Source organism: Bradyrhizobium sp. BWC-3-1 (assembly GCF_032917965.1).
Classification (GTDB): Bacteria; Pseudomonadota; Alphaproteobacteria; order Rhizobiales; family Xanthobacteraceae; genus Bradyrhizobium; species Bradyrhizobium canariense_D.
Map to the genome: position 1 here is coordinate 1,900,147 of NZ_CP136625.1, position 13,923 is coordinate 1,914,069.

Annotated in this window: 9 protein-coding genes and 2 pseudogenes; 3 read left to right on the forward strand and 8 right to left on the reverse strand. The window is 61.3% G+C overall.

The window, feature by feature from the left end:
* Positions 1–2: 2 nt before the first annotated feature.
* The 4 genes and pseudogenes from RX329_RS09260 to RX329_RS09280 form a co-directional block, all read right to left on the reverse strand.
* A pseudogene (locus RX329_RS09260) lies at positions 3–361 on the reverse strand (hypothetical protein).
* 350 nt (positions 362–711) lie between these two features.
* Positions 712–978 carry a hypothetical protein gene (locus RX329_RS09265; protein WP_317245730.1) on the reverse strand — a complete coding sequence of 89 codons (267 nt, stop codon included), beginning with the start codon at positions 976–978 and terminating at the stop codon, positions 712–714.
* 606 nt (positions 979–1,584) lie between these two features.
* A pseudogene (locus tag RX329_RS09275) lies at positions 1,585–2,650 on the reverse strand (IS110 family transposase).
* Between the two features lie 443 nt (positions 2,651–3,093).
* Positions 3,094–4,212, reverse strand: a complete 1,119-nt coding sequence (locus tag RX329_RS09280; RefSeq protein ID WP_085362079.1) for an IS110 family transposase — start codon at positions 4,210–4,212, stop codon at positions 3,094–3,096.
* A 279-nt stretch (positions 4,213–4,491) separates the two neighbouring features.
* On the opposite strand from RX329_RS09280, the gene RX329_RS09285 reads away from it, so the two are divergent.
* Complete coding sequence (locus tag RX329_RS09285) at positions 4,492–7,542, forward strand: GAF domain-containing protein (RefSeq protein WP_317245732.1); 3,051 nt, start codon at positions 4,492–4,494, stop codon at positions 7,540–7,542.
* Positions 7,543–8,846: 1,304 nt separating this feature from the next.
* Here the strand turns inward: RX329_RS09285 and RX329_RS09290 are convergent.
* Entirely contained in the window at positions 8,847–9,299 is a 453-nt protein-coding gene (locus tag RX329_RS09290) for a DUF992 domain-containing protein (protein ID WP_245329383.1), read from the reverse strand.
* A gap of 309 nt (positions 9,300–9,608) precedes the next feature.
* On the opposite strand from RX329_RS09290, the gene RX329_RS09295 reads away from it, so the two are divergent.
* Positions 9,609–11,600: a protein-L-isoaspartate(D-aspartate) O-methyltransferase gene (locus RX329_RS09295; protein WP_317245733.1), complete on the forward strand. Its 1,992-nt coding sequence runs from the start codon at positions 9,609–9,611 to the stop codon at positions 11,598–11,600.
* A gap of 305 nt (positions 11,601–11,905) precedes the next feature.
* Complete coding sequence (locus RX329_RS09300; protein ID WP_317245734.1) at positions 11,906–12,268, forward strand: hypothetical protein; 363 nt, start codon at positions 11,906–11,908, stop codon at positions 12,266–12,268.
* An 88-nt stretch (positions 12,269–12,356) separates the two neighbouring features.
* On the opposite strand, the gene RX329_RS09305 is transcribed toward RX329_RS09300, so the two are convergent.
* The 3 genes from RX329_RS09305 to RX329_RS09315 all read right to left on the reverse strand — a co-directional run bounded on the left by RX329_RS09305 (position 12,357) and on the right by RX329_RS09315 (position 13,798).
* Positions 12,357–12,683 (reverse strand): SPW repeat protein, encoded by a 327-nt coding sequence (locus RX329_RS09305; protein WP_410706281.1) that lies wholly within the window; start codon positions 12,681–12,683, stop codon positions 12,357–12,359.
* A 77-nt stretch (positions 12,684–12,760) separates the two neighbouring features.
* A complete protein-coding gene (locus RX329_RS09310) occupies positions 12,761–13,246 on the reverse strand; it encodes an Hsp20/alpha crystallin family protein (protein WP_085350910.1) in 486 nt (161 codons plus the stop codon).
* A gap of 99 nt (positions 13,247–13,345) precedes the next feature.
* Entirely contained in the window at positions 13,346–13,798 is a 453-nt protein-coding gene (locus RX329_RS09315; RefSeq protein ID WP_317246398.1) for an Hsp20 family protein, read from the reverse strand.
* Between the last annotated feature and the right edge of the window lie 125 nt (positions 13,799–13,923).

Consider the following 13,923-nt stretch of genomic DNA (forward strand, 5'->3'; position numbering starts at 1 on the left):
GCTCAAGCGGCTCCACGCAGTGGCAGCGCCAATTGGATACCGAACGGGCGCGTCACGTTTGCCTCGTGAAGGCCTGCAAGGCCGGCGTGATCTCGTCGCGGCCCCTGACGCGCTCGGCCAGCTCATCGGCAATCTCGCTGGTGGCATCGCGAGCCCAGCCCTTGACGGCATTGAAAGCGACGATCCGGACGGGATAGGCGTACTGGGCAGACAGGAGGTCTCGAAGGATGGTCTTCCGGTCGGTGTCCTGCTCGTCGGTCTCGCGCCAGGGGCAGCCGGCGCGGGCGCCGAAGTCTTCCAGGACCAGATAAATTTCCCGATCGAGACGATCCAGCGGCACGATCGACGGCGCATGACGCATGACGCAACTCCTACTCAAAGAGGAGCAATCGTCCGATCGTGAGATCCGTTCCGGGCGCCAGTTAGCCAAGGACGGGACGGGGAGGGCCGCCGACGTGATGGCCCTTAATCGTCCCAGGTGAGCTTCTGGCAATCCGTACATTTGAAGATGCGGACCGTTTTGCCGGACGGGACGTGGAGAAAGCTGTCCACCCGCAACAATGACCCGCCGCAGTGCCGGCAGTTCTCGAACCGCCTTCGGCTGGGGGGTAGCTTTGAACCGAGGCGCACCATTCGCATCGTCAGCATTCACAAACAGCTAACACGAAGATGGCGGAAGAGCGTTCCTATAACGGGGTACGCAAGGCTGCCTTAGTTCATGCGGTGAGGAAGCTGTGTCGCGACGGCGCGCTGGTCGCCGGCATGTTCCCGCACCACCCGGCGAGCCTGCAAGTTGCGCTCGTCCAGCTCAGCGAGGGTCACGACCTGCTCGGCCCTCCGGGCCAGCTCCTCGTAATTTTCCGCGACCTTGCGCAGCGTGTCTCTGGTTTCAGGAAACTGGCAGTTATCCGGCTTGGTGCGGAACTCCTCCGCACGCATACGCCAGTACTTCGGAGGGCGCATTCGCTCGATGCCCACGACCAACCCCTCATCGACTGCTTCACTTTGATGCAGGTGAAGTCCGCTGGTTCCCGAAGTTTCTTAGGCGCCGGTGTCTGAGAGACGGGACCGTGCTCCAGCCTCAACTGCTCATCGGGGCTAAGGGGAGGTAATCACGGGACGATTAAACCGACGGATTGACTCGTGTATGGTCCGGCCGTGCGTTGCAAGTGGTTTGGCCGAGTTGGCGGTAAGCGGTCTTGCATCAATGTATCCGGCCTCTGATTGGAGTATTTGCTCCGGGCCATCATGGATATCAGCGCGCGTGCGTTCTCATTAGCGGACAGGCCTCGATTGGGGCCATTTGGGTCACCAGTGTTCGCATGCGCCGGAAAGACCGAACCTCCATCTCGTCTCATCCCCTCGCAGACCTCGGCTGGGAACGATTGATAGAGTTACGTCATCGCTTGCTCCTCTTATCGCTCAGTTCCTTTGTTCGAGCCGATGGCCGTTCCTTCGTCCCGGCCCGCAGAGCGTCGATCGCGTCGCGCGCCGGGGCGGTCAAGGCCGGCCGTCGCGCTTGGCTTGCGGCCGGCTCCGGCGCTGCCAGGCTGCGCCTTGACCGCGCCGAGCACGGCGCGAGGATCAAGCGGGTCGGACGCCTGCATCGTCGGTCCTGGTCAGCTCGAAGGCGCGTCCATTAGCCAGCACCGCCCAGGCGATGCGGGCAAGCTTGTTGGCGAGCGCGATCGCGAGCACGTTGTGGTGCAACCGCCTCTTGGCGGCTTCGATCCAGGCTTTGAGCCCGTAACGTTCCCAGTTCTTGATCCTGACCAGAACAACCCATGCCGCCTGCACAAACAGAACGCGCAGGTAGCGATTGCCGCGCCTCGAGATTTTGCCGAGGATCGTGCGGTCTCCCGTCGAGATCTGCTTGGGCACCAGTCCGAGTCAGGCGCCGAAGTCGCGGCCTTTGGAGAAGACGTCTCCAGTGCCGATCGCGGCCACCATGGCGCTCGAAATGATCGGTCCGATGCCAGGCACCGTCATCAGGCGCGAACATGCCTGATCTTGACGGGCCCAGATCTTCGATCTCGCCGGACAGGCCATCGATACGCTGATCCAGCCGGCGCCAGTCACCTACCAACTCCTCTATGACACGCAACATGCGCGGCGACAGGGCATCGGTGCGCGTCGCAAGGATGGTGGGCAGTTCCGTGCGGAGGAAGCCGATACCCTGGCGCACGGCGATTCCGCGTTCCAGCATGAAGGCGCGAATCTGGTTGATGATGCCGGTGCGTTGCGACACCAGCCGCTCGCGCGCCCGATGCAGCGCCTGCAGATCCAGTTGCTCCGCGGTTTTGGTCGCCACGAACTTCATCGTCGGGCGCTGCACGGCTTCGGCAATCGCTTCGGCATCGTTGAAGTCGTTCTTCTGTCCCTTGCTATAGGGGCGGACATATTTTGCCGGCATCAACCTGGCATCGTGACCAAGCGATGCGAGTTTGCGGCTCAGGTGATGTGCGCCGACGCAGGCTTCCATGCCGATCAGGCAAGGCGGTATATTGGCGAGCCGCGCTTCAACCTGGCCCCGCGACCACTTTTGCCGCAGCACGATGGCGCCGCGCGTGTCGTGGCCCACGACGTGGAACGAGTTCTTGCCGATATCGATGCCGATCACGGCGATTGCGGTATTGGGTGTCTGAGACATGGCGTGCTCCTTGTTTTGGCGCCCCTGGCCAGCTTATCGCTGGCGGGGCAGGAGCACGGCCGGACCATCCCATTCTGATGTCCCCAGTCAAGCACACAGCGCACGGTTTCTCATCTCCACGAGGACTCATCGTGAAGTTCTTGTGCCGATGGATCGTGCAGAGGAGAAGGCGGGACTCAAAGACGTCGGTGAACAGGCTCTGATGCGCGGGTTGGATACCGCATTTCCGTTTTTTCGTCTGGGGCTGTCCCTGGTCTAGCGTCGGGCGTCGATCGGATGATCGGCCACATAATGGATTTCAGGATTTCCCCTGCCGTGGTCCCGCCTTCACTTCTGCACGATTAATGTCTGCGACTGCCCCCTGATCTTGATTGCAACAAAAGGGGGCTGTGGGCCGGTCGAGCGCACCTCACGACTCGAGCGGTCCACAGCCCCCAACGATGTCACGCCTGTCGAGGTGGCATGAGCTCGCGATTGATCGCCCAAATGAAGGCGGATAGCTCTCGGGCAATCGCCGTGACGATTACGGTTCGCCGCTTGCCCTTCCGCTCGAGTGAGCGGAAGCGTCCGCACAGCCTGGTTTGCGCTTTCCACGCAATCTCGCGCGCGACTCTCGGTGCGGCCTCCACCTTTGGCTGCTTGTCTCGGCTCACGCGCGGCGGATATCGATAGCTCCAGGCCGCCTCTACAAGAATACGTCGCGCCCGCCCATTACCGGCTTTGGTGATGCCGCCTCGCTTGACTTGGTCGCCAGTCGAGTTTTCTGTGGGCACCAGACCCAGATAGCCCATCAGCTCGCGCGGATTTTGAAAGCGGGATAGATCACCGATCTCAGCCAGCACCCCCACAGCCGCAATGAGATCAATCCCGCGCACCGCCTGCAGGGCCGACACAACCTCGGCGAGCGACCACTCGGGTACTACCTCGCGGATGGCATCTTCCAAACGCTCCAGCCGCTCACTTTCCTGGCGTACCCCCTCAAGTAACTCTTCGAATGCGATGCGCTGCTCGCGATGCTCGAGCTTCTGCGACATGAGCCATCTCATGTGGGCTGGTCCCCACGTTGTCTTGCCCGGATAGATGCGTCCCAGCCGCAGCATCAATGACGAGATCTGTTGACGCTTGCCCTGGAGGTCCTTCTTCACTGCTTGACGGGCGCGCGAGAGATCGCGCATAGCCTCATGGCGCTCGTCCGGCACCCATACCGCCGTGAGCTCGTCCGCGCGCAACAGCTTGGCGAGGCTTACCGCATCGCGCCGGTTCGTCTTCACTCGATCGCCGGCCTTCTTCGGAACGAGCGAGGGGGCCACCACCAGGCAGTCATGGCCGAGGCTCTTGAGCAGTCTGTAGAGACCGTATCCTGTTGGCCCTGCTTCGTAGCAAAACGTCAACTGACAGCATTTCGCTGCAAGCTTTGCCACCAGCTTTCGGATTGCTGCCTCCGTGGCAGGAAACTCCCCGAGATATCGTACCTCGCCGCCACGGCCGCCATCGGCAATGGCTATAGCATTGCGCGATTTTGACGTATCGATTCCGACAAAGACCTCGGTATGATGACCCACGACTCGCCCTCCTTGTTTGAGGCTCTACCCGTCCATCCGGGCAACCCTCGTCGCAACATCGAGGGTGAGTCGCCTCATTTTGTGGGGGGACATACAGTCTAGCGGACTTGGAACGTGGTGGGGAGGCCGAGTTGCCTCGGCCCGGAACCTGAACCGTACTGACTGCTTAGTCCCATCTGCAACGATATCGCCGGCCGGCTCAGCTTGACCGTGAAGCAATTGGGTTTTTAGATGATTTTTGCGCGGCGCCGGCGGGCGCTGGGCGATGTGGATTCATCGATGACCAGGCTGTCCCAAGACGCCGATCTTGCGCGCAGGATCGCCGAGCTAGAGCAGAAGCTCCAGTCGCGCGCCGCCGAGACCGAACGCTTGCAGCGCGAGCTGGCACAATCGCGGGATTGCCACAAGGCCAGCGCGGATCTCCTCGCAACAATTGCGAGCACCTCCGGTGACGCCGACCGAGCTTTGGAACAGATAGCGGAGACTACCGCCCGGCTGATCGGTGCCTCCAGCGTCTCGATCCGGCTTGCCGAGAACGGCGAATGCGGCAAGGCCTACCGGTATGGCGCGAGCGAGCGGCTCGTCTGCGCGGACTTGCCGCTGACCAGCATCAACGTCGGCGCGCGCAACATGCCAGGCGCGGTGGTCGGGCGAAACCGGCAAATCCATGTGCCGGATCTCCGTGATCCCGGTCTAGCCGAGTTTCCCGGCCTGCCGCAAGCCCTAGCCGCCGGCGCCCGAACCATGTGTGGCACGCCGCTGCGCATCCAGGGCAAGGCGATCGGCGCTCTGATCGTTTATCGCGACCGGCTTGATCCGTTTTCCGATGATGAGCTCGTGTTGCTGCAGAGCTTTGCCGGTCAGGCAGCGATGGCGCTCGAGAATGCGCGCTTGTTCAACGAGACCAGCGAAACGCTGGAGCGGCAGACCGCCACTGCCGACATCCTGAAGGTGATTGCCTCCTCGCCGTCCGACGTACAGCCGGTGTTCGACGCCATCGCGAGCAGCGCCAAGCGGCTGATTGGCGGCTTTTCGACAGCGGTTTTCCGCTTCGTCGACGACACCGCGCACCTTGCGGCCTTCACGCCAACGAACTCGGCCGCTGACAAGGTACTGAAGGCGGGATTTCCGACCCCGGTCGTCCGGTTCGAGCCGTTCAGGCTGGCACAGGCTGGCAAACCGGTTCAGATTGGCGATATCGAGACGCTTCCCGACTCGCAGATAAAGCAGATCGCTCGGGCGCGCGGTTTCCGCAGCATGCTGCTCGCGCCGTTGATGAGCAACGATGTGCCTATGGGCCTGATCAGCGTGACGCGGCTCAAAGCGGGCTCGTTCGTGGATCACGACGTGCAGTTACTGCAAACCTTCGCCGACCAAGCAGTGATCGCTATCGAGAACGCGCGTCTGTTCGAGCAGGTTCGGTTCAGGACCCATGAATTGAGCGAGGCCTTGCAGCGGCAGACCGCGACCGCCGATGTACTCAAGGTGATCAGTCGCTCGGCGTTCGATCTACGGACCGTGCTGGACGCCCTGCTCTCGTCAGCCTGTCGGCTGTGCGACGCCGACATTGGAACGATCCGTTACGAGCACGAGGGCAATTACCGGCTTGCCGCGACCTATGGCTGCAAACCCGAATGGATTGCGCACTTCCAGACTTACACGACGAAGGCAGACCGTGGCTCGATTTTCGGCCGAACAATTCTCGATGCTCGTCCCGTGCACGTCCCGGATTTACTCGCTGATCCCGACTTCACGCGCCCGCAAGCACAAAAGCTCATCGGCATGCGGGCCGCACTTGGTGTCCCGCTCGTCCGGGAGGGGCACGCCTTCGGTGTCATCAACCTGTTTCGCTTCGCCGTCGGCGCTTTCGAGGACAAGCAGATCGAACTGGTGGCGACGTTCGCCGATCAAGCGGTGATCGCGATCGAGAACGTCAAATTGTTTGAACAAGTGCAGGCGAAGACGCGCGACCTCTCCGAGGCCCTGACCTATCAGACCGGAAGTGCCGACATCCTCAAGGTGATCGCTTCCTCGCCGACCGACGTTGAGCCGGTCCTGCGCACCATCGTGGAGAGCGCCTGTGAGCTCTGCGATGCCTATGATTCGGTGGTAGTCCTGAAGGAGGGCCAGGGTCTCGTCGTTCGCGCGCATCACGGACCGATCGGAATGGGAACTCATACGTGGACCGCCGACCGCAACTCGGTGTCGGGTCTCGCAATTGCCGAGCGGGTGCCGATACATTTGCATGACGTCCTCTCTGATCAAGGCGGCAACTTTCCTATTGCGCAGGCGACGTCACGACAGGATGGTTGCCGGACCCTTCTTGCCGTGCCGATGCTAAGCGACGGTGAGAGCATCGGTGCCATCGTACTTCGTCGCACCGAGGTGCAGCCCTTCAGCGACAAGCAGATCACGCTCCTGCAGACCTTCGCGGATCAGGCGGTGATCGCGCTTGGCAACGTCCGCTTGTTCGAGGAGGTTCAAGCTCGCACCCGGGAACTCGCCAAATCACTCGATGAATTGCGCGCCGCCCAGGACCGCCTGGTGCAGACTGAGAAGCTCGCATCGCTCGGCCAGCTCACTGCCGGCATCGCGCACGAGATCAAGAACCCGCTCAATTTCGTCAACAATTTCTCTTCTCTGTCCGCCGAATTGATCGGCGAGCTCAACGAGCTGCTCGGAAAGGCGGAACTCGATGAGGAGATCCGTGCAGACGTAGACGAGCTTGCGCAGATGCTGAAGGGCAACCTCGATAAGGTCGTCCAGCACGGCAAACGGGCCGATTCCATCGTCAAGAACATGTTGCTGCATTCGCGCGAGGGGGTCGGCGAACGTCGCCCGGCCGACATCAATGCGATTGTCGAGGAAAGCCTCAACCTTGCCTATCACGGCGCCCGCGCGGAGAAATCCGGTTTTAGCGTCACGCTCAAGCGCGACCTCGACCCGAACGCCGGAACAGCGGAGGTTTATCCGCAGGAGATCACGCGGGTGCTCCTCAACCTGATCTCCAATGGCTTCTATGCGGCTCACAAGCGCAAGGAAGCTGCCGACGACGACTTCAAGCCGACATTGAGCGCCGCCACGAGAGCTCTGGCGAATGAAGTAGAGATTAGGATCCGCGATAATGGCCTCGGGATTCCGGAAGAGGTCAAAGGGAAGATCTTTAGTCCTTTCTTTACGACTAAGCCCGCCGGCGAAGGCACCGGGCTGGGCCTTTCGATGAGCTACGACATCATCGTCAAACAGCACGGCGGCAGGATCGCCTTCGAGACCGAGCCGGGAGCATTTACGGAGTTCGTGATCACCTTGCCGCGGATGGTGGCAGTATAAGCTCGAGTTGAGTGTTTCCGTGCCCATCGTCGACGGTGAGCCCAACCTGAGATGTCGCGGCCTGACGCGAGCAGCCGGTCCAGGGCCGCTTGTGACCCGTAGGCGGATATATCGTGCGAGTGCCGATAACGTCGTATCCTGCAAGGATAACCGACATTCGAACTGCGTCGCTTAGGGCCCGATTGTACCCGTTGCGGATTACGTGGTGCGAGTTTTTTGAAAGATGCAGTCGCGCTGTCCTTTTGACCCCCAAATTCATGGTGATAGTGTCGCAATTGCGGCCCGTCGGGGAGGACATCATGGGATGGTTTGACCGACTGTTTGGAAGGGCGTCTTCGCCCACTGCGAGACTCTTTGTGAGATTTAGGCGGAAATCACGGGCACCGACCGATCCTGATCTTCTGCAGATTGCCAAAACCCGAAGAGGGCATATTTCGCGGAAGGCCGTGAGAGAGGAATATAATCGGCTGCTCCTGGAGAAATACGAACACGATAAGTCATGATTTCCAACCCCATCCAATAGTGCCCCTACGTGGAACCTGGCGCTCGCCTCTAGCGATGTCGGCACGTGACCCGAAGTTGCTCCTGCGGCCTATACCCGCAGCTGGCCGCTGTGGGTGCACCAACTAACGAGACGTGATACCCTGCCTCCCATCGTCCTCAGGCGTCGATGAGGTACGAATGAAGCGGCGGGAGTTCATAGCGGGCACTGCGGTGCTGCTCGTTCGCCAACGCCTTTGCGGGGCCCAAAGCGCGCCTCGCCGGATCGGCTTCTTGGGCGGATTCCTAGATTCTCAGGGTCGCAACGCGTGGCGCAGTGGCTTGCGCGAGAAGGGCTGAATCGAAGGCAAGAACCTGCTCTTTGAATATCGATCGCATGGCAACCCAAGCTGCGGAGTTGGTGGCGCTAGGCGAACAGCACTAATGCAGCGCCGGTCGATCCGGCGCCAGGACAACCCACATGGCCATAGCATCTTCGAATGCGTGCTTTTGATCGGGACCTGATCCGCGGAGGGCATTATGGACAGCGGTCATGAGTACCGCACAAGAAGGCCGAACACATGGCTGCTCCGACACCCAGTGAAGATTCTCTTGCCAACCCGGAGCTGATCTCGGACATCCTGAGCGGCGCCGTTGATGTCCGTTCCCGGAGCTCAACCTGACGTAAGCACCCGGGACACCGAAGGTCGCTGGTAACACCCGCTCTAACGTCAGCTGCTTCAGGACCGCCTTCCCCTTGAGAGCGCACCAGCGGCGCGCGAACAGTTGCTTTGGAGTGGAGCGCCGATCCGTTTTGCGCAGCATCACCGAACTGCGCGACGTGCAGGCGCTGTGGCCGGCTGGAGCTCCATCGTGGAGATACCCGCAGCAATGTTCACACCCATCTGGGTCTGCAGGGATATCGGCTGCAAGGCGACCGTACGGTCCGAGCCGCCGACCAGGAGGTTGGCACCAACTCCGACTCCCACCGTGCCTCCGGCGGTTGCACCCGCATACGTGCCTGCCAGCGCTGCCCGGCGCAACGTGGTCGGCGCGAAAACCGCCCAGGTGAGCTGGCCCGCGGACGTGGCGCCGATGTCGAGGCCGATGTTCGTGACTGTACCGACATAAGCCTCGCGGGTCCTGCCTTTCGCCGACGTGTACGTGCAGCTCAGCTGCCGCTGTCCTGCGACAATCATCCCGACTCCGGGCGATAGGTTACAGGTGAGTGTACCGACTCGCGTTCGCGGCCCTTCCTGAGCCGTGGCCGGAAGCATGCCAAATGTGAGTGTCAGAGCGGCGCAAACCGTCGCCAACTTGTTCATGGGTCTGCTCCATTCAAAGATCCGCAACGATTCCTAAATGCGAACGGACCTGCGGTGTTCCCGTTTTCGAACGAAGCTGGGAGGCGAGCGGTCGTGGCTCTTCCAGGAGATGCTTGCTTCGGTGGTGCGCCGGCCCGCAGGTTTGAAAACTTCTGCCGTGGGAAACCTCTTTGAGTCATGCCCCGCTTCGCTCTGAGGAACCGGTTCAGCCCGTCCTGATTGGCTACAGATCAACAACTGCCTTCGACGAACGGTGCAGCGATGGCGGATTTCGCACGACTTCGCGACCGTATGGTCAGGGTTCAGCTTGCTGGCCGCGGCATCCGGGACCGACGCGTTCTGGACGTGATGGGGCGCGTCCCACGGGAGCAGTTCGTGGAACCCGGGTTTGAGGAATTCGCCTACGAAGACGGCGCGCTGCCGATCGCGCACGCCCAGACTATCTCGCAGCCCTACATCGTCGGGTTGATGATCGAAGCCGCCGAACTGCAGCCCGCCGACAAGTTACTCGAAGTTGGAACGGGCTCAGGTTATGCCGCGGCGGTGGCCTCACGCCTCGTCGGAACTGTCCACACCATCGAGCGGCATGGCGATCTGGCCAAGGTCGCCGCCGACCGTCTTTCGACCCTCGGATACACCAACTGCATTGTCCATACGTCGGATGGCACAGGAGGCCTGCCCGAGGAGGCACCATTCGACGCGATCCTGGTCGCTGCCGGCGGACCGGCGATACCGGAGCCGCTCAAGCGGCAGCTCGCGATCGGCGGGCGTCTCGTCATCCCGATCGGTGATGTCGAACACGAGCAATCGTTGCTGCGGCTCACGCGCCGGAGTGATCTCGAATACGAGGAAGAAACCTTCGGAGCGGTTCGTTTCGTGCCCCTGATCGGGGAGCATGGATGGGCCGAGGACGGGACGCGCTCTGCCAGCAATCACGTCCCCGGACACACCCATTTCCGTTCGCTCCCTGATATGATCCGGTCCGCTCTCGAACCCTTGCCACCTTTCGACGATCCCGCATTCGGTGCACTGTTCGATCGCTTCGCATCCTCTCGTGTCGTCCTGCTCGGCGAAGCCAGCCACGGCACGTCAGAATTCTACCGGGCGCGAGCCGCGATCACGCGTCACCTGATTGAGCAGCACGGCTTTACGGCCGTTGCGGTCGAAGCGGATTGGCCTGACGCCGCCGCGATCGACCGGTACGTTCGTCGGCGAGCGTCCCGCAGCTCGAGCGGGAAGCCGTTCGAGCGCTTCCCGACCTGGATGTGGCGAAATACCGATGTCGCCGCTTTCGTCGAGTGGATGCGCGAACACAACGACAGCACGCCTGCAGGCGAGCGCGCTGCATTCTTCGGCCTCGACATCTACAACATGCGAAGCTCGATCGCGGCCGTCCTCGCCTATCTCGATAAGGTAGATCCTGCGGCAGCGGCAATTGCGCGCGAACGTTATGGGTGCCTGACCCCTTGGCAGCGCGAACCATCGACCTATGGCCGCGCCGTGCTCACCGAAGGCTATCGGAAATGCGAGGCGGAGGTGGTCCGGCAGTGCCAGGACATCCTTGGAAAGGAATTCGATTACGCCACGAACGACCCGGACAGCTTCCTCGACGCCGCGCAGAACGCCCGTCTTGTCACCTCGGCCGAGCGCTACTACCGGATCATGTATTACGGAGGCGCCGAATCCTGGAATCTGCGCGATACGCATATGTTCGAGACGTTGCAGCACATCCTCGAGGCCCAAGGTGCCCGATCAAAGGCGGTGGTCTGGGCGCACAATTCTCATATCGGCGATGCCCGGTTCACGGAGATGGGCGTCGTCCGCGAGGAGCTCAACATCGGGCAGCTTTGCCGAGACAAGTTCGCCGGCGCAGCGAGCCTGGTTGGATTTGGCACCCATACCGGCACCGTGGCCGCCGCATCGGACTGGGACGGCGAGATGGAAGTGATGCAGGTGCGGGCCTCTCGACCGGACAGCTACGAGCGCCAATTTCATGAGGCGGGTGTGGCGCGCGGACTGCTCGAGTTTCGCCGCGACGAAAGCCTTCGCCGTCGGCTGCTCGAACCGCGACTCGAACGCTTTATCGGCGTCATCTACCGCCCGGAGACCGAACTGCAAAGCCATTATGCGGAAGCCTCGTTGCCTCAGCAGTTTGATGCGTTCTTGTGGCTTGACGAGACTCACGCGGTGCGGCCGCTGGGACCGGACCATCACCGTGCCGGCGTCCCCGACACTTACCCTTTCGGCCTGTGATGACGCCGCGAGGGCGGGCCATATCGAAGCTCCAAATGTTGTCCTGCTATATCGCGACGTTTGCGAGGAATCTAGGGCGTGCGATCACACGAAGGCGCTATAGCGCAGCGGACATTCCTGGCCGTCCTGAGAGCAACCCACCTGGCTCGAAGCGACGGCACAGTCCGAGTGGACGAGGCGACTGCCGCCCGTTGACGATCCCCGCAGCGGCGGAAACGCGTTTGATCGATTCAGTTTGGCGCGAGTTCGAGTCCAGACATCGCAAACGCGGCGCGGCTGGAGCGCAGTCCTTCCAGAGATCATCGATGGCAAGCATCTGCCCTTCATTCATCTCTGCTTGGCGGCGCGCCTCGGCGGCGATGCTGATTGTGCTGGTTGCCTTGCCCTGCCACTCCGAAAGCGCACGTGTCCGCATCAACATTGTGGGCCTAGGGACCGAACGCTGCGATGTTATCGAGACCGGACGCGCCAGTAAGGACGACGTGATGAAATGGATTGAGGGGTTCTGGAGCGGGCTCAACTACGTGGCCGCCGCAAGCGGCCAGAAGCAGTCGATCGTCGATACCGAGTTGATGTTGGCTGAACTCGAGAAGGCTTGCCGGCGCCGTCCGTCGCAGATTTTGGCGACGGCTGCCTGGAACGCATTCCTTGCGCTGAATCAAAGGTAAGCAAAGCCTTGGGTGCAGCTAGTTGAGCCGATTAAATGGAGGGAGGCCAAGAAGTACGCCGGCCTCCCTCCAACAGTTCGACTAGGCGTCACGCCGTAACCTGCGGATGGCCGCTATGCGTGTACCAGATCCGAATCGCAGCTATCAGCGCAACCACGGTGCCGGCGATGACATGGACCGGCGTCGCTGCAGCGCTGTTCGAGAACTGCATCAGCCAGGGCGATAGTGTGACCCAAACGCCGACGGCAAGAGCGATCCACTCCTCCCATTCGGCGAAAGCGGTCAAAGCGGCCAGAGCCAGCGCGGCGATGGCGATGCCGCTGCCCCAGGCGTTCCAGCTCGGCGTACGCTCGCCGGAAAAGCCCAGGAGCCAGGGCGATATGAACAAGCCGACCCCGAGCAGAAGATTGAGCACGTCGGGTATCAGCTCCTTTCTCTCTCCTTATGATCCAGGTGACCGGCGGGAAGCCCAGCCTCCCGCCAGCTCAACGCTCATTTGCCGTTGATTGCGATCCGTTTCACCTTCTGCTGAGCAGTGGGCGACTTGGGCAGCGTCACCGTCAATACGCCGTTTTTGAACGACGCAGCGACCTTGTCCTGGTCGATATCGTCAACCGGGATAGCTCGCTCGAACCGTCCATAATAGCGTTCGCTGAAGCGACGCTCTTTGTCCTCGGTCTCGCTCTTCTTTTCGCCGCTGATGGTCAGCAGACCATTGCGCAGCTCGACGTTGACGTCCTTTTCCTCGAGACCGGGCAGCTCCGCCACCACCTTGACGTCCTTCTCGGTCTCATTGACCTCGACACTCGGCCAGCCGAGCCCGTTTGACTTAAACGGGGCGATGTCGAACGCACGAAACGCATCGTCGAACAGCCGGTTCATTTCGCGGTGAAGTGCGAAGAAGGGATTGGCCTCGTTGCGTTGCAAGGCCATGTCCCGTGAGCCGTTGCCGAATGGAATGAGGTCTCGCAGTGCCATGGTATTCTCTCCTTTCTCTTTGCTTTTTGCCATTCCCGTGGGCGCTGCGCGCGGCGACGCCGCGCGCAGCCATCACCCGCAGCTCTGACCGGCGGACCGTCAGGCTACCTGCTTCTGCTCGATTTGCTGGTTGTCATTGCCGGCGACGCCGATCTCGATGCGACGCGGCTTCATCGACTCCGGCACTTCCCGGACCAGATCGATCTTCAGCATACCGTTCTCGAAGTTCGCATTCTTCACCTGGACGTAGTCGGCCAGGTTGAACACGCGGCGGAACGGCCGCATGGAGATGCCCTGGAACAGGAAGTTGTGATCACGTTTGTCGGCCTTACGGCCCTCCACCGTGAGCTTGGATTGCTCTGCAGTGATCGTGATCTCATCCGGGGTGAAGCCGGCCAACGCCAACGAGATCTGGTACTGATCCTCGCCGGTACGCTCGATGTCGTACAGGGGATAATTGTCCCTGTCGTTCATCGCATGATTGGCCAGGTCAAGCATTCGGTCGAAGCCGATGCTCGAACGCCAGAATGGGGACAGATCATAGGTCCTCATAGCCACATCCTCCTTTGAGCAACATGGATAAGAGCAGCGCCGGGATGTTCCGGCGGCATTTGCCGGACCGTAAAAACGCATCCGGCACCACATCCGTGGCAAGCAATCAATTAGAAGCATCATTT